The following is a 26,995-nucleotide window of genomic DNA, read 5'->3' as shown; positions in this document are numbered from 1 at the left end:
TTTCAGAATCGACAGGTTCACCGAGGGATGGAAGCGCATCCCGCCCTTAAACGGCCCAATGGCGGAGTTAAACTGCACGCGCCACGCGCGGTTGACCTGTACCTGATTGCGATCGTCCACCCACGCCACGCGGAACTGGATGACGCGCTCTGGCTCCACCAGACGTTCAAGCAGCGCCATCTGGCGGTAGCGCGGATTTTCCTCAAGGAAGGGCCACAGGGTGGTCATGACTTCACGAACGGCCTGGGCAAACTCGCTTTGGTGCGGGTCGCGCTGCTGAACATGGGCAAGAAAGCTTTCCAGAGAGCGTGTCTGATCCATAGATATAAGAACCTCTTATAATAATTTGTGCGTGTGGCGGAGATGTTTTGTGTCGTTTTTTTGACTATACCACCCGCACCGCTTTGAGAGGCAAGCAGAAATTTAGGCCGAAAGGGAAATTAATGACAAGCCGCGCGTCATAACCAAAAGCGATGACGAGATAAATTAAAGATCCCGCCAGGATCTACCGTTATAGATATAAACGATGCAAAGGAAATTAAGTCTATGAACCGTTTCGCAATGGCCGCGTTATGTTTGATGGTGTCCGCCGGGGCACAGGCTGATCGCATTCGCCCGGATGTCGAAGTTAACGTGCCGCCAGAGGTTTTTAGCGCTGGCGGACAGCGTGCGCAGCCGTGTAATCAGTGCTGTATCTATCAGGATCAAAACTATTCCGAAGGCGCAGTGGTCAGGGCGGATGGCGTGCTGTTGCAGTGCCAGCGTGATGAACGCACCCTCAGTACAAACCCGCTGGTCTGGCGTCGCGTAAAAGAATAAACGCTTCCAGGAGCGGTATATCCGCCGGGGCTAAATCATACGTGAACGCGTCTTCTGGCGTGCACCACACCAGCGCCGAGTGGTAGTGCGCCTTCAGCTCGCCGCTAAATTCCGGCACGTGCCAGGCGTGGAGGTGGATCAGCCGCTGCGACACTTCCCGCTGGTGGCTTGCCACATACCGCGCGGGCACGGCTTCAATGCCGAGCTCTTCGCGTAGTTCGCGGATCAGCGCTTCCTGCTGGGTCTCACCGGCTTCAACCTTTCCGCCCGCAAATTCCCACATTCCTGGCTGATCGGCATGTTCGGGACGCTGCGCCAGCAAGATCTTGCCCTCTTTTTCGAGGATGGCCGCAACAACATCGAGTGTTTTCAGCATGTTCGTCAATAATTAATAGCGAAAAACGACATATTATCGTGCCCTGCCAAAGAGTCCAGTCATCAGGAGAATCAGGTGAAAGAGACAGCCGCCTGGGTTGCGCCCATGGAAACCCTTCCCGTCAGCCTCAAGCCCATTGCTGCCATGCAGAAAAAACACTTCGGCGCGGTGCTGAACCCCACGCGCTGGTGGGGGCGTATGCCGCGTCTTTTCTGGCTGGTAGCGCTATTTGTCGGCTATCTGGAGCGGCGCAAGGCGCGTTTGACGTCGGTTCTGCGTTCGTTACTAATGACGCGGGTCTCGCAGATCTGCCACTGCGCATTTTGTATTGATGCCAACAGCCTGCGTCTGGCCGAGCGGAGCGGGGCGCTGGATAAAGTGCAGGCCGTCAACGACTGGCAAAATTCCACCCTGTTCAGCGAAGAGGAGCGCGCGGCGCTGGCCTATGCGGAAGCGGTCACCGCCACGCCGCCTCAGGTGGATGAAAATATCAAAAACCAGCTGAAGCGCCACTTTAGCGAAGAGACTATCACCGAAATGACGGCTCTGATTGCCTTTCAGAACCTTTCCGCCCGCTTTAACGCCGCGCTGGATATCCCGGCTCAGGGCCTGTGTGCCACGTTTAAAGGTGAACCGCATGCTGGATAAACATCTGCATCCACGGCTGAAGCCCGGGTTAAATCAGCTGGCCGCCGCGCTGGATAAACCGTTTATTACGCCTGATGGGTTAACGCTCGCCGGGTTTGCGATTGGCGTACTGGCGTTACCGTTTCTGGCGCTGGGCTGGTATCTGGCGGCGCTGGTCGCCATTGTGCTGAACCGGCTGCTGGATGGTCTGGACGGTGCGCTGGCGCGTCGCCGTGGCCTGACGGACGCGGGAGGATTTCTTGATATCGCCCTCGACTTCCTGTTTTACGCGCTGGTACCGTTTGGCTTCGCGCTGGCCGCTCCGGCTGACAATGCGATCGCCGCCGCCTGGCTGCTGTTCGCGTTTATGGGGACGGGCAGCAGTTTCCTGGCCTTTGCCGCGCTGGCGGGGAAGCATAATATCGACAACCCCGGCTACGCGCACAAGTCGCTTTATTACATTGGAGGATTAACGGAAGGAACGGAGACCATCGCGCTGTTTGTGCTGTGCTGCCTGTTTCCGGCACACTTCACGCTGTTCGCCTGGGCGTTTGGCGCGTTGTGCTGGCTGACCACCACAACGCGCATCTGGAGCGGTTACGTGACGCTGAAGTCACTCCCCCGCTAGCGTGCGCTCTCCGGTCCACGCTCCCCGGTGGAGATCGGGTTCTGCGGATGGCTGCTCCATTCGTACCAGCCGCCGTCGTAGACGGCAACGTTTTGCCAGCCCATGGCGCGGGCGTACATGAAGGCTTCAGACGCGCGCCAGCCGGTACCACAGTAGAACGCAACGTGCTGCTCCGGCAGGATATTCCACGTCTTCCACATGGCGGCAATATCATCGGCGCTGCGCATGGTGCCATCCGGATTGTGGAAATCTTCCATGTGGGTCGCGTCGCTACCCGCATGGCCCCAGCGCGCACCGGCAATGTCACCTTTTGGCTTGATATAACTGTAGCCGCTGGTTTCACCGATAAACTCTGGCCAGGAACGAATGCTAACCAGTGAGGCGTCCTGACGGTGCAGCATTCCCCGGGCCTGTTCCATATCCACCATCAGCCGGGGCTGGCCTGGGATCGGCGCGCCAAAATCAGGGGCTGGCTTCACGTTCTCAGGCGTTCCGCGCTCAACGGGCAGGCTGGCGTCTGACCATGCCTTCCAGCCGCCGTCCAGAATTCGCACATCCTTCACGCCCGCGTAGAGCATGATCTGCGCCACGCGCGCGGCGGCATATACGTCGCGACCGTACAGAATGACGGTGGTATCGTGACGGATCCCGTGCTTCGCCAGCATCGCTTTCAACTTTTCGTCAGCGACCTTATTCCACAGCGGTTCGCTTTCCACTTCATTGGTGTCGATGTAGCCCGCGCCGGGAATGTGGCTCAGGAGATAAAGCTTCGGCGCACCCCAGCCAGCCTCGATCACCTTCCACTCTCCGGCTGGTGCGGCGGTAACGGGTTTGCCCTGCTGCAACAGGTGGATCCACTGCGGATAAACCAGCTGTTCAAAATGTGCCAGACGTTGCAAACGGTCGGATTGTTGCAGAGCATCGCTCAGGATGGAAACGTGGGTAAAACCCGCTTTTTCCAGCCGCGTTTTGACGGTCTTGTTGTCATCATCGTTGCCATAGAGCGCAACCGGCATGTCGGGCGTAATCCGATGCTGTTTTGCCCAGCCGCTGAGCTGTTCATCGCTCATTGCCCCAAGCCAGCCTGCAGAGAGATTAAGCGCGGCGGGTTCATGCCCGGACGTTCCGCGCAGCGTCTGCGGCCAGCCGTTATAGAACGCACTGATGCGCGTATCAATTACCGCGCCGTTTTGCGCCTGGAGCCGGTCCAGCGTGAGGGAGTGGGGCATATCAGCCGCCATGGAGGAGAGTGAGGCGAGGCCGCAGATCAGAGCCAGCGCGGTCAGTTGAGAAACACGTTTCATCGGAAAACCTGACGTCATTAAAAGAGGGTGGCATTGTCGTCTCTCCTGAAGCCAAAAACATTGCGTTAGCACATTATTGCCAGCGAGAAATCTCAATCACCTCTCCGCCGGGCGGGATATCTTCCTCATCATGCGTGACCAGCACCACCGGGATCTTGCGCTGGCGAGTGGTTTCGAATACCCACGCCCGGAATGAGGCGCGGAGCGTTTTATCCAGTCGGCTGAACGGTTCGTCGAGCAGCAATGCCTGCGGCTGGGCGAGAAGGGCGCGCAGCAGGCTGACCCGGGCGCGCTCGCCGCCGGAAAGGGTCGCCGGATCGCTGGCGTAGAGGTTTGCCAGCCCGGCAGATTCAAGAGCCTGTTCTACCGCGTCGCGCCGCGCGCGTCCGGCAATGTGCGCCGGCAACGCCAGCATCAGGTTTTGCCCCACGCTGAAGGCGTCAAACAGCAGGGCATCCTGAAACAGAATGCCGATCCCGCGCGTTTCCACGGGGAGCATATCGCAGCGACGATCGTTCAGCCACAGCTCGCCGTGCGCCTTAAAATCAGCGGATAACGCGCCCACCATCCAGGCGAAAAGGGTCGATTTCCCGCTCCCGGAGGGTCCCATCAGCGTGAGAATCTCCCCTGCCGGGACGCGGAAGTTGACCTCACGTAAGAGTGGCGCAATGGTGAGATTTTTCACGTTCAGCATTAACGTAATCCTTGTCTGTGACGGCCCACGAACCGGGCGAGCAGCGCGGCAAGGGCAAATACGCTGCTGGTCAACAGCAACAGACCCAGCGCCCGGCTGGCGAGGATCGGAACGCTGCCGCCGCTGCTGAGGGCGACCGCCTCCGTCGTCAGAGTAGTAAAACGACCCGCTCCCAGCCAGAGGGTGGGCATGTACTGGGCCATGCTCACGGAAAAGCCGGTGGCAAAGGCCAGCAGGGCCGGACGAACCATCAGGGGACATTTCACTAACCAGAAAATTTTCGCCTGTCGCCAGCCCAGCGTTCTGGCGGTGAGGATAAGCCGGGGATCGAGCCTGCGCCAGGCCGGTTGCAGCACCAGGAGCATCCACGGGAGAACCCAGAGCATATGGCTCCAGAGCACCGCAGCGTACTGGCCGTCGATGCCCAGCCACAGCGCCACGGCATACTGCCCGGACACGAGGGGCAGCGCCGGGAGGGCAAGCGGCAGCCAGATCCACACCGCGCCGCGCTGGGGTCCCCACTCAAGCCAGATCATGAGGATGGCCAGCGCTGTCAGGCTGGACAGCAGTCCCAGTGAAAGGCTGTCGCTGACGGGGCCGATGTCGCCCCGGCGTGCCAGCATCAGCAGAACCAGCGCACAGAGCACGCCGCACAACGGCAGTAACCCGCCCAGCGTCCGTGCGGGCATCGCGGTATGCGAAGCGCGACGTACCCCGGAGGGGTCAGGCTGGGCGCGCCGCCATGCCGTCCAGAGGCCGTATCCCACCGCGGCAAGTGCGGCCAGCAGCAGGAGCAACACCAGACACAGCAACGTTCCTTTTGTCTGCTGCTGCGCATCGCCCTGGGTGAGCCACTGCCAGGCCAGCACCGCCAGCGTAGGTGGGTTGCCCGGCCCGAGCACGATCGCCACATCCACCACGGAAAGCGACCAGGCGAGCACCGCCAGCATCACGGCGCCCAGCGCGGGGGCGATAGCCGGAAGGACGAGCCAGTTAAGCGCCTGCATTCGTCCGTAGCCGAAGGTATGCAGGACAATTTTCTGCTGTGCGAGGCGCTTTTCAGGCAGTGCGGCGTAGATTGCCCACAGAACGAACGCGCTCTCTTTGACCGCAAGTGTCAGGCCAAGCCCGATACCGTAGCGGTCAAGCTGCGGCGAACAGACTGTACAGATCCGGTAAAACTGACCGCCTTCCGCAAACAGCAGCAGCGCGCTGGTGGCGAAGGCGACGTGCGGCACGGCTAACAGCCACGGCAGACGGGTGCTCAGGCGCTGCCAGCCATCACCCGGCCAAAGAAGCGCAAGCAGGCTCAGGGCGATAAACAGTGAACCCAGCGTCGCGATGAGGGTTGACACCAGCGTAGCGGCCAGCGCCTGCGGCAGCTGCGGGTCGGCAAACAGCGCCGCCCAGTTACTGAGAGAAAACGCCGGGGCCAGCAGCATGCCGCTGGCGGGAAGCAGTGGCAGATAGATGACCGCCATTGCCGCCCATACCAGCCCGCTTAGCGGGTTCCGTAGCGGCGAAGCCATTCCTGCTCCAGGGCGTTAACCCAGGCGGCGTGCGGTTCGGGAAGTACATCAGGCGTGCCTGAAGGGGTAAAGGCATGAAGCTGTTTTGCCGCTTTCGCAGGTAGTTTGGCACCATCCAGCACGCTCGGGTCACCCCAGACGGCAGGATCGGCTTTGCGGATCTGCGCCTGCGGTGACAGCAGGAAATTTGCCACCACTTTCGCCCCTGCGCTCGCACTGGCATTTGCCGGGATAGCGACAAAATGGACGTTGCCGATCATGCCTTTGAGAAAGCCGAAACTGTAGCTGTCGGCAGGCAGTTCACCGCTCGTCACCTTTTGCATCGCATGGGCGGGGTTAAAGGTGAGCGACAGGTTCAGGCTGCCGCTGGCCAGCAGCGTATCCATGCGCGCAGGCGATGGCGGAAAATCGTTCCCTTCGCGCCACAGCAGGGGATGCAGCGTATCAAGATAGTTCCACAGCGGCGCGGTGATCTCTGCAAAGGTGCCGTCCGGCGCGTTTTTTAACGCCTCCGGATGGGCGGTCAATTCCAGCAGAAGCTGTTCAAGAAACGCCGTGCCGGTAAAATCCGGCGGTCGCGGATAGCTCACCTTGCCAGGGTGCTGCTGAGCGTAAGCCAGCAGCGCGTGGGGATCTGCCGGAGGCGTCGGCATACTCGCTTTACGGGCGATGAAGGTTAACTGCGCGCCGCCCCATGGGGATTCCGCCCCATCGGTCGGGATGGCAAAATCTTCCGTGACCGGTTTACGGGTATCGACGTAACGCCAGTTGGGCAGGGTTTGCGCCCAGCCGGTTAGCAGCAGGTTTGCCTCCTTCAGCGTGCGGAAGTTTTCCCCGTTTACCCAGAGTAGATCCACCGACCCGTTACTGCTGCGTCCTGCGGCCTGTTCCGTCTGGATCCGCTTCACCGCATCGGCGGCATCGGCCAGATGAACGATCTTCAGGTTAATGGCGTAGTGCGTTTTCATCTCGCCGCTCACCCAGTCGAGGTAGCGGTTAACGGCCTCGTCACCGCCCCAGGCGTTAAACCAGACGGTCTGCCCGGTGGCCTGTTGCTGAATGGATTGCCAGCTTTCTGCGGCGAAGGCAGAGGTTGCCAGCAGCAGACTCGTCAGAAACGCGCAAAAACGCACCCGGCGCATAATGCCTCACTTTTTAATCGAAGGGATGTAACGGGAAAACAGCCAGCGAGTGACCAGCGGTAATAACCCTAATAGTGTAAAGGCGAACAGCAGTCCCGGCGACAGAATATCGCGCAGCGTGGTGAGTTTTCCCAGCTCGCGTCCGGCGTTCAGATAAATGACAGTGGCAGGTATCATCGCAAGCTGGCTGACCCACCAGTAGTGACGCACCTGGATACGGGTTAGCCCCATCAGCAAATTGACCAGAAAGAACGGAAACAACGGCATCAGGCGCAGGGCAAAAAGGTAGCGCGCGCCATCGCGAACCATCCCCACATCGATCGTGTTCATCTGTGCGGCAAAGCGCCGTTGCACCCAGTCACGCAGCAGATAACGGCTGACGAGCATGGCAAGCGTGGCGCCGAGCGTCGAGGCCAATGACACCAACAGCATCGCCTCCCACAGGCTGAAAATCGCCCCGCCGAGCAGCGTCAGAAGCGCAGCCCCGGGTATCGATAGCGCAGAGACCAGAACGTAAACCGCAAAATAGATCAGCGCGCTCTGAAGGGGCGCCTGCTCCACACGATCGAGCAACGTTTGCTGGTGTATTTTTAGCGTGTCGAGGGAGAGCATGCCCGGAGGAAGCAAAACAACGATCAAAACAAATGCGCCCAGAAGGGCGCACAGGAGACTGATTTTTTTAATATTCACTGAGGATTACAGCTTGAACGTTGCCCATACCGGCGCATGGTCGGACGGTTTTTCCATGCTGCGAATATCATAGTCGATACCGGTTTCGATGCAGCGTTCGGCCAGGGGGGCGCTCGCCAGCAGCAGATCAATACGCAGGCCCCGGTTGTCATCGAAGCCTTTAGAGCGGTAGTCAAACCACGAGAAGCGATCCTGCGTCTCCGGGTTAGCGATGCGGAAGGTATCCACCAGACCCCAGTCAAGCAAGCGCTGCATCCACTCGCGCTCTTCCGGCAGGAAGGAACATTTCCCGGTGCGCAGCCAGCGCTTGCGGCTGTCTTCGCCAATGCCAATGTCCAGATCAGTCGGGCTGATATTCACATCCCCCATGATCAGCACCGGATTATCTTTGTTGAGTTCGGTCGTAAGGTAGTTTTGCAGATCCTGATAAAATTTGGCTTTGGCCGGGAATTTGGTCGGGTGGTCGCGGCTTTCACCCTGCGGGAAGTAACCATTAATCACAGTGATGTTACCCAGCGGGGAAGGCAGCTCAGCCATGATGAGACGACGCTGTGCTTCTTCACCGTCACCCGGGAAGCCACGACGCACCGACACCGGCGTATCTTTGGTCAGCAGCGCAACGCCGTAGTGGCCTTTCTGACCGTGGTAAAAAACGTTATAGCCCAGCTTCGCTACCTCTTCGAGCGGGAACATATCGTCGTGAACTTTTGTCTCCTGCAAGCCGATCACATCTGGCTGATGTTGCTCAACAATCGCTTCGAGCTGGTGAGGGCGGGCACGCAGGCCGTTGATATTAAAAGAGACAAATTTCATAGTCGCTGCCAATGCAAGGTGAATAGTGCAAGGATGGTAGCAGAATTTACGTCGTCTGTTATCCGCTTCGCCCAATTACTGCGACAGATAATGCCGACGGTGCAATATTTGCACCATTTCGACGCGTTTTGCCCTCGAACAGGGCGTAAAGGACCGATAAATTTCGCGAGCGATCACAATTCCAGAATTATATTTGGCATGTGCATACTCTTTCTTGTTTTCGTGCGGCAAAGCGCCGCTTGCTGTAAAAATATTCACTATTTATGCATTAATAGTGAATAACTCCATATTGTAACTCATTGATATTCTGTTACCCAAATCCGTTTATGCATTTTTATCGCTGGCTGGCACGAACGCTGCAATCTACATTCACAGTGCAAACACTCAATTATTTAACATTTAAACAACCTTTTATTTACCGGATGAGGTCGCTATGTCTCTGTCAGTTACGCGTGAAAATTTTGATGAATGGATGATGCCGGTATACGCTCCGGCGGCTTTTATTCCGGTACGTGGGGAAGGCTCTCGCCTGTGGGATCAGCAGGGCAAAGAGTATATCGACTTTGCGGGTGGGATTGCGGTGAATGCGCTGGGGCATGCAAACCCGGCGCTGCGGCAGGCGCTGAATGATCAGGCGGCGAAATTCTGGCATACCGGCAACGGTTATACCAACGAACCGGCGTTGCGTCTGGCGAAGAAGCTGATCGACGCCACTTTCGCAGAAAAAGTCTTTTTCTGTAACTCCGGCGCGGAAGCGAACGAAGCGGCGCTGAAGCTGGCGCGCAAATATGCGCACGATAAATTCGGCCCGCACAAGAGCGGCATCGTAGCCTTTAAAAATGCCTTCCATGGCCGCACGTTGTTTACCGTCAGTGCGGGTGGTCAGCCCTCATATTCTCAGGATTTTGCGCCGCTGCCGCCGGATATCCGTCATGCGGCGTATAACGATTTACACTCTGCCAGCGAGCTGATTGACGACACCACCTGTGCGGTGATTGTCGAGCCCATGCAGGGGGAAGGCGGCGTCATGCCCGCCCAGAAAGCGTTCCTGCAAGGGCTGCGCGAGCTGTGCGATCGGCATAACGCGGTCCTGATTTTTGACGAAGTCCAGACCGGCGTGGGCCGTACGGGTGAGCTGTACGCCTACATGCACTATGGCGTGACCCCGGATGTGCTCTCAACAGCTAAAGCGCTCGGCGGCGGCTTCCCGGTGGGGGCGATGCTGACCACCGATAAATTCGCCAGCGTGATGACCGTGGGCACCCATGGCACCACTTACGGCGGTAACCCGCTGGCAACCGCTGTCGCCGGACAGGTGCTGGATATCATCAACACTCCTGAGGTGCTTAGCGGCGTGAAGCAGCGTCACCAGTGGTTTGTTGAGCGTCTTACCGCCATCAATAACCAGACCGGAATGTTCAAAGAGATCCGCGGTCTGGGGCTGTTGATAGGTTGTGAGCTTGCCCCTGAGTTTGCTGGCAAAGCGAAGCTGATTTCACAGGAAGCGGCAAAGCAGGGCGTGATGGTGTTGATTGCCGGCGCTAACGTGGTGCGGTTTGCCCCTGCGCTGATCGTCAGTGAGGAAGAGGTCAGAACCGGGTTAGATCGTTTTGCGCTGGCCTGCGAACAGGTGAAGTCCGGGGTGTCATCATGATGGTCATCCGTCCCGTTGCGCACGGCGATCTCGCCGGGCTTATGCAGCTTGCCGGTAAGACAGGGGGCGGGCTGACCTCGCTGCCTGCCGATGAAAAAACGCTGTCGGCGCGCATTGAGCGCGCCCTGCAAACCTGGCAGGGGACGTTGCCAAAAAGCGAACAGGGCTATGTGTTCGTGCTGGAAGAGACCGACACGGGAACCGTGGCGGGGATTTGCGCCATCGAGGTGGCCGTCGGGCTCAACGATCCGTGGTACAACTACCGCGTCGGCACGATGGTCCACGCCTCGAAAGAGCTGAACGTCTACAACGCGCTGCCGACGCTTTTTCTCTGTAATGACCATACCGGCGCCAGCGAACTCTGCACCCTGTTTCTCGATCCGGACTGGCGCAAAGAGGGTAACGGTTATCTGCTCTCCAAATCGCGCTTCATGTTTATGGCCGCCTTTCGCGACCGCTTCAACGAAAAAGTGGTCGCGGAGATGCGCGGCGTAATTGATGAGACGGGCTACTCGCCGTTCTGGGAGAGCCTGGGCGAACGCTTCTTCTCCATGGAATTCAGCCGGGCGGATTACCTGTGCGGTACCGGTCAGAAGGCGTTTATCGCCGAGTTAATGCCGAAGCATCCTATTTATACCCATTTCTTAACGCCGGAAGCGCAGGCGGTGATCGGCGAAGTTCACCCGCAAACCGCCCCGGCCCGTGCAGTGCTGGAGAAAGAGGGTTTTCGCTACCGCAATTACGTCGACATCTTTGACGGCGGTCCAACGCTGGAATGCGATATTGACCGCGTACGCGCCATCCGTAAAAGCCGCCTGGTTGAGGTTTCAGAAGGCCAGCCCGCGCCGGGCGAGTGGCCAGCCTGTCTTGTCTCGAACGAGAATTACGCCAACTTCCGCGCCATGCTAGTGCGAACCAACCCAACATGCGAGCGTCTGGTACTGACGGCTGCGCAACTGGATGCCCTGAAATGTAACGCTGGCGACACGGTTCGCCTGGTGCGGCTCTGCCCTGAGGAGAAAACAGCATGACTCTATGGATTAACGGTTACTGGGTAACGGGCGAAGGTGATGCGCGGACAAAAACTAACCCGGTCGGCCAGGAGGTGCTCTGGTCGGGGAGCGACGCCAGCGCCGGGCAGGTTGAGCAGGCCTGCCAGGCTGCACGCCGCGCGTTTCCGGCATGGGCGAAACGGCCATTCTCCGAGCGCCAGGCGCTAGTTGAGAAATTTGCTGCGCTGCTGGAGGCCAATAAAGCAGAGCTGACCCGCATCATTGCCTGCGAAACGAGCAAGCCGCGCTGGGAGGCAACAACCGAAGTGACGGCGATGATCAATAAAATCGGTATATCGGTGAAGGCGTACCACGCCCGCACCGGTGAGCAGCATACCGGGATGCCGGACGGCGCCGCCACGCTGCGCCACCGTCCGCACGGGGTGTTGGCGGTGTTTGGCCCGTACAACTTCCCCGGGCATCTGCCGAACGGGCATATTGTGCCTGCGCTGCTGGCGGGAAATACCGTCATCTTCAAGCCGAGTGAGTTAACCCCCTTAACCGGAGAAGCAGTAGTAAAACTCTGGGAGCAGGCGGGGCTGCCGCCGGGCGTGCTGAATCTGGTGCAGGGCGGGCGTGAAACCGGTCAGGCGCTGAGTGCGCTGAGCGACATTGACGGTCTGCTGTTTACCGGCAGTGCCGGAACGGGTTATCAGCTGCATCGTCAGCTGGCGGGGCAGCCGGAAAAAATTCTGGCGCTGGAGATGGGTGGCAACAACCCGCTGATTGTGGAAGATCCGGATGATATCGATGCTGCGGTCCACCTGACCATTCAGTCGGCATTCATTACCGCCGGACAGCGCTGCACCTGCGCCCGCCGCCTGCTGGTTAAACGCGGCGCGCAGGGGGATGCGTTTCTTAAGCGTCTGGTGGAGGTGAGCGGGCGTCTGGTTCCCGCGAAATGGGATACCGAGCCGCAGCCGTTTATCGGCGGGCTGATCTCCGGGCAGGCGGCGCTGAACGTGCTGAAAGCGTGGCAGGAGCACGTGGCGCGCGGGGCGAAAACCCTGCTGGAGCCGAAGCTGGTTCAGCCGGGAACATCGCTGCTGACGCCGGGGATTATTGAGATGAGTGCGACGAGCAACGTGCCGGATGAAGAGGTCTTTGGCCCGCTGCTGTGCGTCTGGCGCTATGACGATTTTGCATCGGCGATCGAGATGGCCAACAACACCCGCTACGGCCTGTCGAGCGGCCTGATATCCCCGCATCGCGAGAAATTCGACCAGCTGCTGCTGGAAGCGCGCGCCGGGATCGTGAACTGGAACAAACCGCTGACCGGCGCGGCGAGCACCGCGCCGTTTGGTGGCGTAGGGGCATCGGGCAACCATCGCGCCAGCGCCTGGTATGCCGCCGATTACTGCGCGTGGCCGATGGCAAGCCTGGAAACCCCGGCGCTGACGCTGCCGGAGACGTTGAATCCGGGGCTGGATTTTACAGAGGGTGACGCCCATGAAAGCGCGTGAGGTTAACTTTGACGGACTGGTGGGGCTGACGCACCACTATGCCGGGCTGTCGTTCGGCAATGAAGCTTCGACGAAGCACCGTTTCCAGGTCTCGAACCCGAAGCTGGCGGCCAAGCAGGGGCTATTGAAAATGAAGGCGCTGTCCGATGCCGGTTTCCCGCAGGCGGTAATCCCGCCGCAGGAGCGGCCGAACGTGGCCGTGCTGCGCCAGCTGGGCTTCAGCGGTACGGATGAACAGGTGGTTGAAAAAGCCGGTACGCAGTCCCCACAGCTGCTTTCCGCGGCCAGTTCAGCCTCTTCAATGTGGGTAGCGAATGCCGCCACCGTCGCGCCGTCGGCGGATACGCTGGACGGCAAAGTGCATCTGACTGTCGCTAACCTGAACAACAAATTCCACCGCGCCAGCGAAGCGGAGACCACCGGGCGCGTGCTGCGCGCCATTTTTAATCATGATGCGCATTTTGAGGTGCATTCGGCGCTGCCGCAGGTCGCGATGTTTGGCGACGAAGGGGCGGCAAACCACAACCGTCTGGGTGGCGATTACGGCGATCCAGGCTTGCAGCTTTTTATCTATGGACGGGAAGAGGGCGGCCACGCCGCGCCGGTTCGTTATCCGGCGAGACAAACCTTAGCCGCAAGCCAGGCGGTTGCACGGCTGAACCAGGTTAATCCTACTCAGGTGATTTTTGCCCAGCAAAATCCGCAGGTGATCGACCAGGGCGTGTTTCATAACGACGTGATTGCCGTTTCCAACCGTCAGGTGCTGTTCTGCCACGAGCAGGCGTTTGCCCATCAGGAAAAGTTGCTGGCCACGCTGCGCGAACGCGTGCCGGGATTTATGCCGATTCTGGTGCCCACGCAGGCGGTAAGCGTGCAGGATGCGGTCGAAACGTATCTGTTCAACAGCCAGCTGCTGAGCCGGGATGACGGCAGCATGATGCTGGTGCTGCCGCAGGAGTCCCGCAACCATCAGGGCGTCTGGCGCTATCTCAGCGAACTGGTACAGGCGGATAACCCGATTGATGAACTGCGCGTGTTTGATCTGCGGGAAAGTATGGCCAACGGCGGGGGACCGGCGTGCCTGCGACTGCGCGTGGTGTTAACGCCGGAGGAAATGCAGGCCGTGAATCCGTCGGTGATGATGAACGACACGCTGTTCAATACCCTCAATGACTGGGTGGACCGCTACTATCGTGACCGTCTGGTTCAGGCCGATCTGGTTGATCCGCAGCTGCTGCGCGAAGGCCGCGAGGCGCTGGATGCATTATCAACCATCCTGCAACTGGGATCGGTTTATCCGTTCCAGCGCTAAGGAGACGATATGGAAAACTTTCTGGCGCTGACGCTGGCTGAAGAGACACCGGAGCGGCACGAGGGGGAAGGCCCTTCGTTCCACTGGCGATGGCTGGGGCCGGGCGTGCTTGAACTGACGCCGACGGGGCAATATAACCTGTCGCTGCTGCTTTCTACCGGCATTCACGGGAATGAAACCGCGCCCGTGGAGATTGTCGATCTGTTGCTGCGCGCGCTGTATCGCGCAGAGATCACGCTGCACTGCCGTCTGCTGGTGGTACTGGGAAATCCGCCTGCGCTGGCGCAAAACAAACGGTATCTCGTGAGCGACATCAACCGAATGTTTGGTGGCCGCTGGGCGCAATTTCCACAGAGTGATGAAACGACACGTGCGCAATGGCTGGAGAAGGTGGTCACGGCGTTTTTTGCCGGGGCGGGGGAAACGCGCTGGCACCTCGATCTGCATACCGCCATCCGCGCCTCGTACCACGTACGTTTTGGCGTGTTACCGCAGCGCCATCAGCCGTGGGATGAGGCGTTTCTGACCTGGCTTGGCGACGCGGGACTGGAAGCGCTGGTTTTCCACCAGACGCCGGGCGGCACGTTTACCCACTTCACCTGCGAGAATTTCGGCGCGCTGTCCTGCACGCTGGAGCTGGGAAAAGCGCTGCCGTTCGGGCAAAACGACCTGACGCGTTTTGCCCCTACGCATCAGGCGCTTCGGGCGTTGCTCGCAGGGGTTGCGCCGGAACCCACCCGGGAACCCGTCGTGCGCTATCGGGTCGTACAGCAGATCACGCGTCAAAGTGAAGCTTTCCAGCTTCATATGGCGCCCCATACGCTGAACTTCACGCCGTTCCGCCAGGGCGTCCTGCTGGCGGAAGATGGTGAGACGCGCTATGCGGTACAGAACCCCACGGAATATGTTTTATTTCCTAACCCGTCAGTCGCGTTTGGTTTACGAGCCGGGTTGATGCTGGAAAAAATGCCCTGATCGTCTCCCCTCGCGCAGACCGGAGGGGAAACGAAGAATTAATTTCTTAACGTTAAAAGCGCTCTGGAAGTGTTTGCGGAATATTCCTGGAGAATTGCTTTATTATTAAACGGCACTTCGCTATACTCCTCCACAATCTCTTTAAAATCATCCTGTTGAATATTTTTGTTTCATCTCTCCACGCTTTTTCCTTAATTTCTCCATAATTGGCGAAAACGTGTTTTTTATACTTTCATTGTTTTACCGTTGCTCTGACTAATTGACGATAAACCCCGTAAAGTTAATCTCGTCAACACGGCATAGCGCCGAAGAATAACTGAAAGTAAGGAAAGACATTATGCGTAAATTAACTGCACTGTTTGTTGCCTCTACCCTGGCTCTGGGCGCTACCAGCATGGCGTTCGCCGCCGATACCGCGACCACTACCGCCGCGCCGGCAGAAGGCAAAATGATGATGCATCATAAAGGCAAGCCGGGTATGCATCATGAGATGATGATGTTTAAAGATCTGAACCTGACCGATGCGCAGAAGCAGCAGATCCGCGACATCAGGAAAAGTCAGCGTGACCAGATGAAACGTCCTCCGCTGGAAGAGCGCCGCGCGATGCATGACATCATTGCCAGCGACAGCTTCGACAAAGCAAAAGCAGAAGCGCAGATCGACAAAATGGCCGAGCAGCATAAAGCGCGCATGCTGGCCCACATGGAAACCCAGAACAAGATTTACAACATTCTGACGCCGGAACAGAAAAAGCAATTTAATGCCAATTTTGAGAAGCGTCTGACAGAACGTGCAGCGCCGGAAGGTAAAATGCCTGCACCAGCCGAATAATCGGTTCACTCTCTTAAGACCGCCGGGCTCCTGTCTACACAAGCGAAAACGCTGTGGACAGGACCGGCGGTTTTTCTTTTGCCCCATGCCTAAGGTCTGGCCTTACCGTTGCCGATAATACGTCTGTGAAAATGCCCTGGCGCACGGTGCGTCCTTCAGGAGTGGTCATGGAATTCTTTGATATCCGTAAAATACCCGTCAGTCTCTGGCGTAACGGCGCGGGCGAGACGCGTGAGATTTGCTGTTTCCCTCCCGCGACGCGGGATTTTTCCTGGCGGGCCAGCATCGCCTCCATCGCCAGTAACGGCGAATTCTCCGCGTTTCCGGGCGTTGACCGGGTGATTACGCTGCTGGAAGGCGGCGAGGTGACGCTGGATGCGGGGAGGGCGTTTTGCCATACCCTGAAACACCATCAGCCTTACGGCTTTGCGGGCGATTTGACGGTGAAAGCCGTGCTCACGGAGGGGCAGATGTCGATGGATTTCAATGTCATGACCCGACGGGAGCACTGCCAGGCAAAGGTGCGCGTTGCTACCCGAACGTTCACTACCTTCGCATCACGCGGTGGCGTGGCGTTCGTATTAAGCGGCGCCTGGCAACTGGGCGATAAATTACTGACCGCCGATCAGGGCGCCAGCTGGCAAGAGGGCAGCCATACCCTCCGTCTACTGGAAACGAAGGGGTCGCTGCTGTTCAGTGAAATTACCTGGCTGCCGGGTCATTGAGCATGACTATCTCATATTTACCGGTTAACAGCGGCTTACAGAGAATTTTGTAGCCATCCTGATCGAACCCGGCAGGTGTGCGCAGCAGGGCGGCAGCGTCATCCAGACTTTCAACCGCGCCAAGCCAGAGCCAGTTGCGGATGACGTGATAGTGCGTCATCGCATCGCGGGTCTCTTTCAACGCCACCGCGCCTTCCCACGGCCAGCAGTTGACGCTGATTGAGGCCAGGCCAGCCATAAACCGGGCATGATGTTCTTCAACGCTCTCTTTTCCACAGCACGCCCCGGCGCAGCGTTTCAACGCGGAGCGGAAACAGGCGCGACCGCGGGTAGTCGCTTCCAGTCCTAACAGGCCGTAACAAAGCTTTAATTCATCAGCAAGGGATTGCAGAGTTTGCAGTGCGGCACGTTTGTTGGCAAACAGACCGTAAAGATTCGGTTCATGCGAAAAATCCACTTCCCGGGCATAAACGACCTGCGGTTTTCCCGCGTTAACCTGCAAGGAACACAGCTGGCGGTTGCGGCGCAGACGTTTGTTAAACAGCGGCTGCTGTTCCTTGATGAGCCGGGCTTCGAGCAGAAGCGCGCCCAGTTCACCTGCCGTCTCGATCCAGGTGATCCGCCGGGACTGTCTGAGCATCGACGCTTCGTCCGGCGTACGCAGGTGCGACATCACCCGAGTGCGGATATTTACGCTTTTGCCGATATAGAGCGGCATGGTGTCGCTGTCGCCGTGGAAGAAATAGACGCCAGGCTGTTTAGGCAGCGCCTCAAGCCAGGGGCGAAGATGCTCGGGATATTCGTAGATAGCCGCCGCTTCAAACTCAAGACGCGGGGCGGATTGACGCCTGCTCACATACTGCTCCATATACTGTTCAGGCATACAGTGTAGCAGGTGTTTGGTGGTTAAAAAAGAGCCGGGTGGCGGCTACGCCTTACCCGGCCTGCAAAACTGAGTTACCGTTTTGCTTTTACTTTTTCCAGAAATCATCAAACACCGTAATGGGTGGACGGCGTTTGTGCTCGGTTTTCAGATACCAGCCTTCAATAATTTTTGCGGTACCTTCGTCGAGCGTTTTGCCTTCCAGATAATCATCGATGTTGTCATAGGTCACACCCAGCGCGGCTTCATCCGGCAGGGAAGGGCGATCGTCTTCCAGGTCTGCCGTTGGCGCCTTCTTATACAGGTGCTCCGGGCAGCCCAACGCCGCCAGCAGTTGCTTACCCTGACGCTTGTTCAGGCGGAAGAGGGGGTTGATGTCCGTGCCGCCATCGCCGTATTTGGTGAAGAAACCGGTGATGGCTTCCGCGGCGTGGTCGGTGCCGACGACGACCCCTTTGGTCATCCCTGCGATACTGTACTGCGCTTTCATGCGCTCACGGGCTTTCTCGTTGCCACGAACAAAATCGCTCAGTTCAATACCGGCTTCACGCAAGGCCTGCTCGCTTGCCAGTACCGAACCTTTGATGTTTACGGTAAGAACACGGTCCGGCTGAATAAAGGCGATCGCATCCTGACAGTCCTGCTCGTCGGCCTGCACGCCATACGGCAGACGTACGGCAATAAATTGCAGTGCGGTGTCACCGGTCTCGTCACGCAGCTCGGTGATGGCCATCTGGCTAAGTTTACCGGCCAGAGTGGAGTCCTGACCGCCGCTGATACCCAGTACCAGCGTCTTCAGGAAAGGGTGTGCGGACAGGTAAGCTTTCAAAAAATCAACGCTACGACGGATCTCTTCATTGGCATTAATCGCAGGTTTCGCGCCCAGCGCCTGAATAATTTCTTGTTGCAGAGCCATTACGCCCTCCCTATGCAGAACCAAACAGAAAGTGTGATCTGTTAAAACTAACCCTTTGTCGGGGAAACGACAAGGATCACAGTTTTGAGTGTACTGTTTTACAGCGATTTAGCAGCTTATCGTTGTTTTATTAGAATTTTCCGAAATTCGTCTGGCGTAACTCGTAAAGTTGAACAATAGTAATTTTTATCCCATGCTTAGTTAACACGCTGATAAACAAGAGGACGGAATATGAACAAGAACGTAGCAGGAATTTTAAGCGCAGCGGCGGTACTGACTATGCTGGCTGGGTGTACAGCTTACGATCGCACCACAGATCAGTTCACACAGCCAGTGGTAAAAGACGTCAAAAAAGGCATGACGCGCTCCCAGGTTGCAGCCATTGCCGGTAAACCTTCTTCAGAAGTCACTATGATCCACGCGCGTGGCACCTGCCAGACCTATATTCTGGGTCAACGTAATGGTAAGGCAGAAACCTACTTTGTCGCCCTGGATGATACCGGTCACGTGATCAATTCGGGTTACCAAACCTGCGCTGAATATGACACCGATCCACAGGCACCTAAGGCGCAGTAACCGCGCTTGCCTGAAAGTGTTAACAAACCGGCCTGATGGCCGGTTTTTTTATGCATACGTAAATCTTATTTCTTAGCGCGAAATATTTGCCTGAAATGTGAAGGTAGTCAACAAGCCAGGTCAATGAGAGACAATTTGAGTCTATCCAGAATTATCCCCTCCCTGTACCATTGCGTATACTCACTTCAACGACAAACAATGTTCAGCACACTGCCCGTCAGCCAGGATAGCGAGTCGAGTGATAGCGCGACGGCGGTCAGACCAATAAGAGGGAAATTATCATGGAAAAGAAACATATCTACTTGTTCTGCTCTGCGGGCATGTCCACTTCGCTGCTGGTTTCAAAAATGCGCGCGCAGGCCGAAAAATATGAAGTCCCTGTGGTGATTGAGGCGTTTCCGGAAACGCTGGCGGGCGAAAAGGGTCAGACAGCAGATGTAATTTTACTCGGGCCGCAAATCGCTTATATGCTGCCAGAAATTCAACGTTTGCTCCCTAATAAGCCGGTCGAAGTGATCGATTCCGTTTTATACGGCAAGATTGATGGTTTAGGTGTATTAAAAGCTGCTGTTGCGGCGATTAAAAAAGCTGCTAATTAATTTTTTATTTTTCCCGTCAAAGAGTTATTTCACACACAATACGCCGTAACGGTCGTTGCGGCATTTAAGGGTATTTTCCTATGAGTAAAGTCATCGCTTCACTTGAAAAGGTACTCCTTCCTTTTGCTGTTAAAATAGGAAAGCAGCCTCACGTTAATGCCATTAAGAACGGCTTTATTAAATTAATGCCGTTGACATTAGCCGGGGCAATGTTCGTTTTAATTAACAACGTTTTTCTCAGCTTTGGAGAAGGTTCCTTTTTTTATTCATTAGGAATTAGGTTAGATGCTTCCACTATTGAAACCCTTAATGGTTTAAAAGCCATTGGCGGCAACGTATACAACGGTACGTTGGGTATTATGTCGCTAATGGCACCTTTCTTTATCGGAATGGCGCTGGCGGAAGAGCGTAAAGTGGATCCGCTGGCGGCGGGCTTACTGTCCATTGCCGCGTTTATGACCGTCACGCCGTACAGTGTGGGCGACGCTTACGCCGTGGGCGCCAACTGGCTGGGTGGGGCAAACATCATTTCCGGTATTATTATCGGACTGGTGGTGGCCGAAATGTTCACCTTTATTATTCGCCGCAACTGGGTTATCCGCTTGCCGGATAGCGTTCCGGCCTCCGTTTCTCGTTCATTTTCCGCGTTGATACCGGGCTTCATTATCCTCTCCATCATGGGGATTATTGCTTGGGCGCTCTCTCACTGGGGGACTAACTTCCACCAGATCATTATGGACTCTATCTCAACGCCGCTGGCGTCGATGGGTAGCGTGGTCGGTTGGGCGTATGTCATCTTTACCTCCCTGCTGTGGTTCTTCGGCGTGCATGGTTCACTGGCACTGGCGGCGCTGGACAGCGGTATTATGACCCCGTGGGCACTGGAAAACGTCGCGCTTTACCAGCAGTACGGCTCCGTCGATGCGGCGCTGGCGGCCGGTAAAACCTTCCATGTGTGGGCGAAGCCGATGCTTGACTCCTATATCTTCCTGGGCGGTACCGGGGCGACGCTGGGTCTGATCATCGCGGTCTTTATTGTCTCTCGCCGCGCCGACCATCGTCAGGTTGCGAAGCTGGCCCTGCCGTCAGGCATCTTCCAGATTAACGAGCCGATCCTGTTTGGTCTGCCAATTATCATGAACCCGGTGATGTTCATTCCATTCATCCTGGTTCAGCCGCTGCTGGCCGCGATTACGCTGACGGCGTATTACCTGGGCATTATCCCGCCGGTGACCAACATTGCGCCGTGGACGATGCCAGCTGGTCTGGGCGCGTTCTTCAACACCAACGGTAGCGTGGCCGCCTTCCTGCTGGCGATATTCAACCTCGGGATTGCAACCCTGCTCTACATGCCGTTCGTGGCGATTGCGAACAAGGCTGCAACGGTTATCGATGAAGAAGAGAGCGAGGAGGATATCGCCCTCGCACTGAAATTCTAAAATTGCACGGCGCGGGGCAACCCGCGCCAGCGTAAAGGAGCTTAAAGATGTTAGATTTAGAGAGTATCGTTGCCGAAGAAACCGCAGTGAACGATCTGGAAGAGGTGGTGATGGGGCTCATCATCAATTCCGGGCAGGCGCGAAGCCTGGCGTATGCGGCGCTTAAGCAGGCTAAGCAGGGCGATTTTGTTGCCGCGAAAACCATGATGGAGCAGTCCCGTACGGCGTTAAACGAAGCGCATCTGGTGCAGACGAAACTCATCGAAAGCGACCAGGGCGAAGGAAAGATGAAAGTGAGTCTGGTGCTGGTACATGCGCAGGATCACCTGATGACCTCCATGCTGGCGCGCGAGATGGTAGCGGAGCTCATCGAGCTTCACGAGAAGATGCAGTAAGTCTGAACAGGCACCAGGAGGTCAGCACGATGGAAATCAAAACCGCACATGAGCAGCAGCTGTTTAATGGCAAGAATTTTCACGTGGTGATTTACAACAAAACGGAGAGCGCCAGCGGTCTGCACCAGCATGACTACTACGAGTTCACGATTGTTCTGACCGGCCGCTACTATCAGGAGATCAACGGTAAGCGCGTCCTGCTTGAGCGTGGCGATTTCGTCTTCCTGCCGATGGGGTCCTATCACCAGAGCTTTTATGAGTTTGGTGCGACCCGCATTCTTAACGTAGGGGTGAGCAGGCGTTTCTTCGAGAAGCACTATCTGCCGCTGGTTCCGTTCTGCTTTGTGGCGTCACAGGTGTACCGCGTTAAAAATGAGTTTATGACCTGGATTGAAACGGTTATCGCCTCGCTGAATTTCCGCGACAATGAATTTGATGAATTTATTGAAACCGTGACGTTCTACGTCATGAACCGTCTTCGCCATCACCGTGAAGAACAGCAGGTGGTGGATGATATTCCTCAGTGGCTGCGCAGTACCGTGGAGCTGATGCACGACAAAGGACAGTTCAGCGATAACGCCCTGGAAAACATGGTGGCGCTGTCGGGTAAATCGCAGGAATATTTAACGCGCGCCACGCAGCGCTATTACCGTAAAACGCCTGTTCAAATTATTAATGAAATCCGCATCAATTTTGCCAAAAAACAGCTGGAAATTACTAACTACTCTGTCACCGATATCGCTTACGAATCGGGTTACAGCAGCCCCAGCCTGTTTATTAAAACCTTTAAGAAAATGACTTCATTCACACCGAACAGTTACCGCAAAAATTTAACGGTAATTAATTAACTTTCGGCGGTTATCCGCCAGGAATATTGACGTAATGGCTTGCCCAAATAGCGGGAAGAGTACGCTATACCTTGCAGGCGATTACCCTGATAAGCTAAGGGAGAGTTTATGCAAAAGAAATTAAAAGTCGTAACCATTGGTGGCGGCAGCAGCTATACCCCGGAATTACTTGAAGGTTTCCTGAAACGTTATCATGAATTACCGGTCAGCGAATTATGGCTGGTGGATGTTGAAGAAGGTCAGGAGAAGCTAAATATTATTTTTGAACTGTGCAAACGCATGGTTGAAAAAGCAGGCGTGCCTTTAACCGTGCATAAAACGCTGGATCGCCGCCTGGCGCTGAAAGATGCTGACTTCGTGACCACCCAGCTGCGCGTCGGCCAGCTGAAGGCGCGTGAGCTGGACGAGCGTATTCCGCTGAGCCACGGTTATCTGGGCCAGGAAACCAACGGGGCAGGTGGCCTGTTTAAAGGTCTGCGTACGATTCCGGTCATTTTTGACATCATTAAAGACGTGGAGGAGATCTGCCCGAACGCGTGGGTGATTAACTTTACCAACCCGGCCGGGATGGTCACCGAGGCAGTCTATCGTCACACCGGTTTCAAACGCTTTATCGGCGTCTGCAATATTCCGATCGGCATGAAGATGTTCATCCGCGATGTGCTGGCGCTAACCGATAACGATGAATTGTCCATTGACCTGTTCGGCCTGAACCACATGGTCTTTATCAAAGATGTGATTGTGAACGGGCAATCGCGCTTTGCGGAGCTGCTTGATGGCGTTGCCTCTGGTCGCCTGACCGCGGCCTCGGTGAAAAACATCTTCGATCTGCCGTTCAGCGAAGGGCTGATCCGCTCCCTGAATCTGCTGCCGTGCTCGTATCTGCTTTACTACTTCAAGCAGAAAGAGATGCTGGCGATTGAAATGGGCGAATACTACAAAGGTGGCGCACGCGCTCAGGTTGTACAGAAAGTAGAGAAGCAGCTTTTTGATTTGTATAAAGATCCGAACCTGAACGTCAAACCGAAAGAGCTTGAGCAGCGCGGTGGGGCATACTATTCAGATGCCGCGTGTGAAGTGATCAACGCCATTTACAATGACAAGCAGGCCGAGCACTATGTGAACGTTCCGCATCATGGGCACATCGACAATATCCCGGCAGACTGGGCCGTGGAGATGACCTGCATCCTTGGGCGCGAGGGTGCAAAACCGCATCCCCGCATTACCCACTTCGACGATAAGGTGATGGGCCTGATTCATACCATCAAAGGCTTTGAAGTGGCGGCGAGCAATGCGGCCCTGAGCGGCGAGCTGAATGACGTGCTGCTGGCGCTGAACCTGAGCCCGCTGGTGCATTCTGACCGTGACGCTGAAAAACTCGCGAGTGAGATGATCCTGGCGCATGAGAAATGGCTGCCAAACTTTGCTGCAACGGTTGAGAAACTGAAACTCACACACCGTTAAGAGGAGGCGCGATGGAAAACCTGCTGATCGTCAATGCCGATGATTTCGGCCTGTCAAAAGGGCAGAACTACGGCATTATCGAAGCCTGTCGCCGGGGCGTCGTGACCTCTACAACAGCGCTCATCAACGGTGAGGCGGTGGAACATGCGGCGCAGTTAAGCCGTGAGCTGCCCGAACTGGGCGTGGGCATGCACTTTGTGCTGACGCTTGGGTTGCCCCTTTCACCGATGCCGGGGCTGACGCGCGACGGGCAACTGGGTAAATGGATTTGGGAAATGGCGGAGCAGGACGCTTTGCCACTTGATGAGATTGCCCGCGAGCTGGACTGCCAGTTTAACCGCTTTGTGGATGTGTTTGGCCGCGAGCCCACCCATATCGACAGTCATCATCATGTGCATATGATCCCGGCGATTTTCCCGCTTGTGGCAGAATTTGCCCAACGTAAAGGCGTGGCGATGCGCGTGGATCGGGAGGTGCGCGGACTGCCGGACGTTGCGGTGACGTCAACGGAGGGGTTCAGCAGCGCATTTTATGGCGACGATATCGACGAAGCGCTGTTCCTGAAGGTGCTGGATGCCTCCGCCGCAAAAGGGGAGCGCTCGCTTGAGGTAATGGCGCATCCGGCGTTTGTCGATAACATCGTACGTAAGAGCGCCTACTGCTGGCCGCGTCTGACGGAACTGGACGTGCTAACGTCGGCGTCGTTGAAATATGCGATTGCCGAGCGTGGGTATCGTCTGGGGACGTTCAGGGATTTGTGAGCAAAATAAAGCCCGGGGACGGCTTCGCCTTACCGGGCCTACAACATCAGTCGAAATATAGGCCGGGTAAGCGTAGCGCCACCCGGTTTTTTTTACGCCGGTATCTGGTCAATCTTGCTGCTGCGCGACCACACGCGGTGCGCGGCGAGCAGGTCAAACAGCCGGGTCATAAACGCATCGTCAATGTTATCACCTTCGACAATGCCTTCTTCCCCTTGATCCGGTACCTTCAGCAGCGATTTAAACTTCCGCGCATCGCCTGCGAGGGCGATTGGCTTCAGGTGCTTATAGGCTTCCAGCAGATAATAGGCGGCATCACCGTTACCGAGCAGACTCTCAACGTCGCCGCACGGCATAATCACCGCATCAACCGTCAGGGACGGTGCCCCGGCAAAGGTCGCGGCAATCGGCAGGACGGAGCCATCATCGGCCGTCACTTCACCCATGCGTGAGTAAAGCAGTTTGGCATGGACGCCCTGAGTCTTGAGCGCCCTCATGATCCCCAGCACGTCGCTGGCGCGCGGTTTATCGTTCAGCAGGATAGCCACTACGCGGCCTTTGATCGTCCCGCCAGGTACCGCGTACAGGCTCAGGGACGGATCCTTCTTAAGCCCGTTCACGTCTTTAGGCGGTGCAGCATGGCATTGCTCGTCAGTCAGCGTAATGCCGAGATTATTCGCCACGCCCTGGGCAAGCTGGATATCAATATGCGCCAGATGGTCGACCACGCGCTCGCGAATGTAGGTACGCACCACTTTGCTCAGCTCGAAGCTGAAGCCGCCGATAATGTGCTGCTGTTCGATCGGGGTCTGGCTGTTCCAGAACAGGCGAGGCTGAGCGTAATATTCGCCGAATGACGGGCTGCGCTCGCGAATTTTTGTTCCGTCCACGCGCTCCTGATACGACTCGAATCCGCCACGTTTTGGCCCCGGCGGGGTTTCACGCGGCCAGTTATCGTTAATGGAGTTCGGCTCGTAGTTCGCCGGGTTGGTATCGATATCCTGGCGATGCATCCCGTCACGCTGGAAGTTATGGTACGGACAGGTCGGACGGTTGATTGGGAGCTCATGGAAGTTAGGTCCACCAAGACGGCTGATCTGCGTATCGGTGTAAGAGAACAGACGACCCTGCAGCAGCGGATCGTTGGTGAAGTCCAGCCCCGGCACAATATGGCCCGGGTGGAACGCTGCCTGTTCATTTTCCGCGAAGAAGTTATCCGGGTTGCGGTTAAGCACCATTTTACCCACCAGCTGAACCGGCACCAACTCTTCAGGAATAAGCTTGGTCGGGTCGAGCAGGTCGAAGTCGAATTTGAACTCGTCTTCTTCCGGGATCAGCTGTAACCCCAGCTCGTATTCCGGGAAATCACCGGCTTCAATGGATTCCCACAGTTCGCGACGGTGGAAGTCCGGATCGCGTCCGGTCAGCTTCTGCGCTTCATCCCACACCAGCGACGCTTTCCCCGCGACCGGTTTCCAGTGGAAACGCACAAACGTCGCTTTACCTTCAGCGTTAATCAGACGGAAGGTATGAATACCAAAGCCTTCCATGGTGCGATAGCTGCGCGGGATCCCCCGGTCAGACATCGCCCACATCACGTTGTGAAGGGTTTCCGGTTGCAGGGAGACGTAGTCCCAGAATGTGTCATGCGCACTTTGTCCCTGCGGTATGGCCCAGTGTGGTTCTGGTTTTACCGCATGGACAAAGTCAGGGAACTTATGCGCGTCCTGTATGAAGAAAACCGGGGTGTTATTCCCGACGAGGTCGAAAATGCCCTCTTCGGTATAGAATTTGGTGGCGAAGCCGCGGATATCACGCACCGTGTCGGCCGAACCCGCGCCGCCCTGTACGGTAGAGAAACGCACAAACACCGGTGTGATTTTGTTCGGATCGGAAAGGAAATCTGCTTTGGTGATCTCCTTCAGGCTCTTGTACGGCTGGAAATAGCCGTGCGCCGCGGAGCCGCGAGCGTGGACGATACGCTCAGGGATACGCTCATGGTCGAAATGGGTGATTTTTTCGCGCAGGATGAAATCTTCCAGCAGCGTCGGGCCGCGCGTTCCGGCGCGCAGGGAGTTCTGATCATCGGCAATGCGAACGCCCTGGTTCGTGGTCAGCGCATGGCCTTCACCGCCCTTGCGGTGAGGATCGAGCGATTTCAGCTTTTCGTTTTCCGTTTCCGGGGCTTTCATGCTGCCCGGGGCGTTAGGCTGTTCACCCGGTGCGGAAGGACCCGGTGATGGTTTGTGTGAGCCGTCGGCTGGGGCAAGTGAGTCCATTCCCGGTTGAGATTCTTCAGTCCCATGAATGGGTGACTGATGTGGTTTATCATTGTTCGACATTGCACGCTTCTCCTTTGTTCATTCCTAAAAACCCTATTAAGGATAGAACAATGTTAAGAATTAGCAGGCGAACTAAGCGTTTTCAGATATTGATTAGCGAAAGGAGCCATCTGCGATACGTCAGGCGCGACGGGCGG

General features: G+C 56.7%; 28 protein-coding genes. 17 read left to right on the top strand and 11 right to left on the bottom strand.

Going from position 1 to position 26,995, the window contains the following annotated elements; translation table 11 throughout:
• Positions 1-321, bottom strand: a 321-nt coding sequence (locus ACOTX2_RS04805) for a Glu/Leu/Phe/Val dehydrogenase dimerization domain-containing protein (protein ID WP_421625885.1), incomplete at its 3' end; no start/stop codon positions are given.
• A 225-nt stretch (positions 322-546) separates the two neighbouring features.
• On the opposite strand from ACOTX2_RS04805, the gene ACOTX2_RS04800 reads away from it, so the two are divergent.
• Complete coding sequence (locus tag ACOTX2_RS04800; protein ID WP_022647799.1) at positions 547-819, top strand: YnjH family protein; 273 nt, start codon at positions 547-549, stop codon at positions 817-819.
• Here ACOTX2_RS04800 and ACOTX2_RS04795 read toward each other — a convergent pair.
• Positions 779-1,195, bottom strand: coding sequence for a pyrimidine (deoxy)nucleoside triphosphate diphosphatase (locus ACOTX2_RS04795; RefSeq protein WP_022647800.1), 417 nt, complete (start codon positions 1,193-1,195; stop codon positions 779-781). The two genes, ACOTX2_RS04800 and ACOTX2_RS04795, sit on opposite strands and share 41 nt — an antisense overlap.
• A 75-nt stretch (positions 1,196-1,270) precedes the next feature.
• On the opposite strand from ACOTX2_RS04795, the gene ACOTX2_RS04790 reads away from it, so the two are divergent.
• Both ACOTX2_RS04790 and ACOTX2_RS04785 read left to right on the top strand, forming a co-directional pair.
• Entirely contained in the window at positions 1,271-1,843 is a 573-nt protein-coding gene (locus ACOTX2_RS04790; protein ID WP_063147502.1) for a carboxymuconolactone decarboxylase family protein, read from the top strand.
• Positions 1,833-2,450: a CDP-alcohol phosphatidyltransferase family protein gene (locus ACOTX2_RS04785; protein WP_022647802.1), complete on the top strand. Its 618-nt coding sequence runs from the start codon at positions 1,833-1,835 to the stop codon at positions 2,448-2,450. Before ACOTX2_RS04790 ends, ACOTX2_RS04785 begins: the two co-directional genes overlap by 11 nt.
• Here ACOTX2_RS04785 and ACOTX2_RS04780 read toward each other — a convergent pair.
• The 6 genes from ACOTX2_RS04780 to xthA all read right to left on the bottom strand — a co-directional run bounded on the left by ACOTX2_RS04780 (position 2,447) and on the right by xthA (position 8,622).
• On the bottom strand, positions 2,447-3,754 hold the full coding sequence (locus tag ACOTX2_RS04780) for a sulfurtransferase (protein ID WP_063147664.1): 1,308 nt from the start codon (positions 3,752-3,754) through the stop codon (positions 2,447-2,449). The two genes, ACOTX2_RS04785 and ACOTX2_RS04780, sit on opposite strands and share 4 nt — an antisense overlap.
• Before the next feature lie 73 nt (positions 3,755-3,827).
• Entirely contained in the window at positions 3,828-4,448 is a 621-nt protein-coding gene (locus ACOTX2_RS04775) for an ATP-binding cassette domain-containing protein (protein ID WP_063147501.1), read from the bottom strand.
• Positions 4,448-5,977 carry an ABC transporter permease subunit gene (locus ACOTX2_RS04770; protein ID WP_063147500.1) on the bottom strand — a complete coding sequence of 510 codons (1,530 nt, stop codon included), beginning with the start codon at positions 5,975-5,977 and terminating at the stop codon, positions 4,448-4,450. Before ACOTX2_RS04770 ends, ACOTX2_RS04775 begins: the two co-directional genes overlap by 1 nt.
• Positions 5,950-7,110 carry an ABC transporter substrate-binding protein gene (locus ACOTX2_RS04765; RefSeq protein WP_421625890.1) on the bottom strand — a complete coding sequence of 387 codons (1,161 nt, stop codon included), beginning with the start codon at positions 7,108-7,110 and terminating at the stop codon, positions 5,950-5,952. The genes ACOTX2_RS04770 and ACOTX2_RS04765 overlap by 28 nt, the downstream gene beginning before the upstream one ends.
• 15 nt (positions 7,111-7,125) lie before the next feature.
• Positions 7,126-7,809, bottom strand: coding sequence for a TVP38/TMEM64 family protein (locus ACOTX2_RS04760; RefSeq protein ID WP_063843774.1), 684 nt, complete (start codon positions 7,807-7,809; stop codon positions 7,126-7,128).
• A 6-nt stretch (positions 7,810-7,815) separates the two neighbouring features.
• Positions 7,816-8,622: an exodeoxyribonuclease III gene (gene xthA, locus ACOTX2_RS04755; RefSeq protein WP_058647218.1), complete on the bottom strand. Its 807-nt coding sequence runs from the start codon at positions 8,620-8,622 to the stop codon at positions 7,816-7,818.
• Between the two features lie 433 nt (positions 8,623-9,055).
• Here xthA and astC point away from each other — a divergent pair, with 433 nt between their 5' ends.
• The 7 genes from astC to ves all read left to right on the top strand — a co-directional run bounded on the left by astC (position 9,056) and on the right by ves (position 16,635).
• Positions 9,056-10,276, top strand: a complete 1,221-nt coding sequence (astC, locus tag ACOTX2_RS04750; RefSeq protein WP_058677264.1) for a succinylornithine/acetylornithine transaminase — start codon at positions 9,056-9,058, stop codon at positions 10,274-10,276.
• Positions 10,273-11,307, top strand: a complete 1,035-nt coding sequence (gene astA / locus ACOTX2_RS04745) for an arginine N-succinyltransferase (protein WP_022647810.1) — start codon at positions 10,273-10,275, stop codon at positions 11,305-11,307. Before astC ends, astA begins: the two co-directional genes overlap by 4 nt.
• Entirely contained in the window at positions 11,304-12,791 is a 1,488-nt protein-coding gene (astD, locus tag ACOTX2_RS04740) for a succinylglutamate-semialdehyde dehydrogenase (RefSeq protein ID WP_063147498.1), read from the top strand. The genes astA and astD overlap by 4 nt, the downstream gene beginning before the upstream one ends.
• Positions 12,778-14,103 (top strand): N-succinylarginine dihydrolase, encoded by a 1,326-nt coding sequence (gene astB, locus ACOTX2_RS04735; protein WP_063147497.1) that lies wholly within the window; start codon positions 12,778-12,780, stop codon positions 14,101-14,103. The genes astD and astB overlap by 14 nt, the downstream gene beginning before the upstream one ends.
• Positions 14,104-14,112: 9 nt before the next feature.
• The gene (astE, locus tag ACOTX2_RS04730; RefSeq protein ID WP_038415886.1) at positions 14,113-15,078 is read left to right on the top strand and encodes a succinylglutamate desuccinylase; all 966 of its coding nucleotides are present in this window, start codon (positions 14,113-14,115) and stop codon (positions 15,076-15,078) included.
• Positions 15,079-15,415: 337 nt separating this feature from the next.
• A complete protein-coding gene (gene spy / locus ACOTX2_RS04725) occupies positions 15,416-15,910 on the top strand; it encodes an ATP-independent periplasmic protein-refolding chaperone Spy (RefSeq protein ID WP_022647814.1) in 495 nt (164 codons plus the stop codon).
• 167 nt (positions 15,911-16,077) lie between these two features.
• A complete protein-coding gene (ves, locus tag ACOTX2_RS04720) occupies positions 16,078-16,635 on the top strand; it encodes an environmental stress-induced protein Ves (RefSeq protein WP_022647815.1) in 558 nt (185 codons plus the stop codon).
• Here the strand turns inward: ves and cho are convergent.
• Positions 16,613-17,491 carry an excinuclease Cho gene (gene cho / locus ACOTX2_RS04715; protein ID WP_202820791.1) on the bottom strand — a complete coding sequence of 293 codons (879 nt, stop codon included), beginning with the start codon at positions 17,489-17,491 and terminating at the stop codon, positions 16,613-16,615. The genes ves and cho overlap by 23 nt on opposite strands.
• Positions 17,492-17,606: 115 nt before the next feature.
• The gene (nadE, locus tag ACOTX2_RS04710; protein WP_022647817.1) at positions 17,607-18,434 is read right to left on the bottom strand and encodes an ammonia-dependent NAD(+) synthetase; all 828 of its coding nucleotides are present in this window, start codon (positions 18,432-18,434) and stop codon (positions 17,607-17,609) included.
• Positions 18,435-18,665: 231 nt separating this feature from the next.
• On the opposite strand from nadE, the gene osmE reads away from it, so the two are divergent.
• The 7 genes from osmE to chbG all read left to right on the top strand — a co-directional run bounded on the left by osmE (position 18,666) and on the right by chbG (position 24,516).
• Positions 18,666-19,010: an osmotically-inducible lipoprotein OsmE gene (gene osmE, locus ACOTX2_RS04705; RefSeq protein ID WP_022647818.1), complete on the top strand. Its 345-nt coding sequence runs from the start codon at positions 18,666-18,668 to the stop codon at positions 19,008-19,010.
• Between the two features lie 275 nt (positions 19,011-19,285).
• Entirely contained in the window at positions 19,286-19,609 is a 324-nt protein-coding gene (chbB, locus tag ACOTX2_RS04700) for a PTS N,N'-diacetylchitobiose transporter subunit IIB (RefSeq protein ID WP_225303350.1), read from the top strand.
• A gap of 80 nt (positions 19,610-19,689) precedes the next feature.
• Positions 19,690-21,048, top strand: coding sequence for a PTS N,N'-diacetylchitobiose transporter subunit IIC (gene chbC / locus ACOTX2_RS04695; protein ID WP_017384664.1), 1,359 nt, complete (start codon positions 19,690-19,692; stop codon positions 21,046-21,048).
• 47 nt (positions 21,049-21,095) lie between these two features.
• Positions 21,096-21,443 (top strand): PTS N,N'-diacetylchitobiose transporter subunit IIA, encoded by a 348-nt coding sequence (chbA, locus tag ACOTX2_RS04690; protein ID WP_022647820.1) that lies wholly within the window; start codon positions 21,096-21,098, stop codon positions 21,441-21,443.
• Positions 21,444-21,445: 2 nt separating this feature from the next.
• Entirely contained in the window at positions 21,446-22,291 is an 846-nt protein-coding gene (gene chbR, locus ACOTX2_RS04685) for a transcriptional regulator ChbR (RefSeq protein WP_255248587.1), read from the top strand.
• Positions 22,292-22,399: 108 nt separating this feature from the next.
• A complete protein-coding gene (locus ACOTX2_RS04680) occupies positions 22,400-23,755 on the top strand; it encodes a 6-phospho-beta-glucosidase (RefSeq protein ID WP_022647822.1) in 1,356 nt (451 codons plus the stop codon).
• An 11-nt stretch (positions 23,756-23,766) separates the two neighbouring features.
• On the top strand, positions 23,767-24,516 hold the full coding sequence (gene chbG / locus ACOTX2_RS04675; RefSeq protein ID WP_063147495.1) for a chitin disaccharide deacetylase: 750 nt from the start codon (positions 23,767-23,769) through the stop codon (positions 24,514-24,516).
• Between the two features lie 92 nt (positions 24,517-24,608).
• Here the strand turns inward: chbG and katE are convergent, their stop codons facing one another.
• Complete coding sequence (gene katE / locus ACOTX2_RS04670) at positions 24,609-26,858, bottom strand: catalase HPII (RefSeq protein ID WP_100148774.1); 2,250 nt, start codon at positions 26,856-26,858, stop codon at positions 24,609-24,611.
• Positions 26,859-26,995: the final 137 nt, after the last annotated feature.

This window comes from Enterobacter cloacae complex sp. IR5412 (assembly GCF_049237385.1).
In the GTDB taxonomy this organism is placed as follows: Bacteria; Pseudomonadota; Gammaproteobacteria; order Enterobacterales; family Enterobacteriaceae; genus Enterobacter; species Enterobacter intestinihominis.
This window is presented reverse-complemented; position numbering and strand designations above follow the sequence as displayed.

Bases quoted from the DNA above. Each gene is read 5' to 3' on its own strand.
- astC (WP_058677264.1), top strand. From the start codon at position 9,056: ATGTCTCTGTCAGTTACGCGTGAAAATTTTGATGAATGGATGATGCCG.
- ACOTX2_RS04770 (WP_063147500.1), bottom strand. From the start codon at position 5,977: ATGGCTTCGCCGCTACGGAACCCGCTAAGCGGGCTGGTATGGGCGGCA.
- astD (WP_063147498.1), top strand. From the start codon at position 11,304: ATGACTCTATGGATTAACGGTTACTGGGTAACGGGCGAAGGTGATGCG.
- osmE (WP_022647818.1), top strand. From the start codon at position 18,666: ATGAACAAGAACGTAGCAGGAATTTTAAGCGCAGCGGCGGTACTGACT.
- astE (WP_038415886.1), top strand. From the start codon at position 14,113: ATGGAAAACTTTCTGGCGCTGACGCTGGCTGAAGAGACACCGGAGCGG.
- katE (WP_100148774.1), bottom strand. From the start codon at position 26,858: ATGTCGAACAATGATAAACCACATCAGTCACCCATTCATGGGACTGAA.
- ACOTX2_RS04785 (WP_022647802.1), top strand. From the start codon at position 1,833: ATGCTGGATAAACATCTGCATCCACGGCTGAAGCCCGGGTTAAATCAG.
- nadE (WP_022647817.1), bottom strand. From the start codon at position 18,434: ATGGCTCTGCAACAAGAAATTATTCAGGCGCTGGGCGCGAAACCTGCG.
- ACOTX2_RS04800 (WP_022647799.1), top strand. From the start codon at position 547: ATGAACCGTTTCGCAATGGCCGCGTTATGTTTGATGGTGTCCGCCGGG.
- chbA (WP_022647820.1), top strand. From the start codon at position 21,096: ATGTTAGATTTAGAGAGTATCGTTGCCGAAGAAACCGCAGTGAACGAT.
- spy (WP_022647814.1), top strand. From the start codon at position 15,416: ATGCGTAAATTAACTGCACTGTTTGTTGCCTCTACCCTGGCTCTGGGC.
- xthA (WP_058647218.1), bottom strand. From the start codon at position 8,622: ATGAAATTTGTCTCTTTTAATATCAACGGCCTGCGTGCCCGCCCTCAC.
- ACOTX2_RS04780 (WP_063147664.1), bottom strand. From the start codon at position 3,754: ATGAAACGTGTTTCTCAACTGACCGCGCTGGCTCTGATCTGCGGCCTC.
- chbG (WP_063147495.1), top strand. From the start codon at position 23,767: ATGGAAAACCTGCTGATCGTCAATGCCGATGATTTCGGCCTGTCAAAA.
- ACOTX2_RS04680 (WP_022647822.1), top strand. From the start codon at position 22,400: ATGCAAAAGAAATTAAAAGTCGTAACCATTGGTGGCGGCAGCAGCTAT.
- astA (WP_022647810.1), top strand. From the start codon at position 10,273: ATGATGGTCATCCGTCCCGTTGCGCACGGCGATCTCGCCGGGCTTATG.
- ACOTX2_RS04775 (WP_063147501.1), bottom strand. From the start codon at position 4,448: ATGCTGAACGTGAAAAATCTCACCATTGCGCCACTCTTACGTGAGGTC.
- ACOTX2_RS04795 (WP_022647800.1), bottom strand. From the start codon at position 1,195: ATGCTGAAAACACTCGATGTTGTTGCGGCCATCCTCGAAAAAGAGGGC.
- astB (WP_063147497.1), top strand. From the start codon at position 12,778: ATGAAAGCGCGTGAGGTTAACTTTGACGGACTGGTGGGGCTGACGCAC.
- ves (WP_022647815.1), top strand. From the start codon at position 16,078: ATGGAATTCTTTGATATCCGTAAAATACCCGTCAGTCTCTGGCGTAAC.
- chbC (WP_017384664.1), top strand. From the start codon at position 19,690: ATGAGTAAAGTCATCGCTTCACTTGAAAAGGTACTCCTTCCTTTTGCT.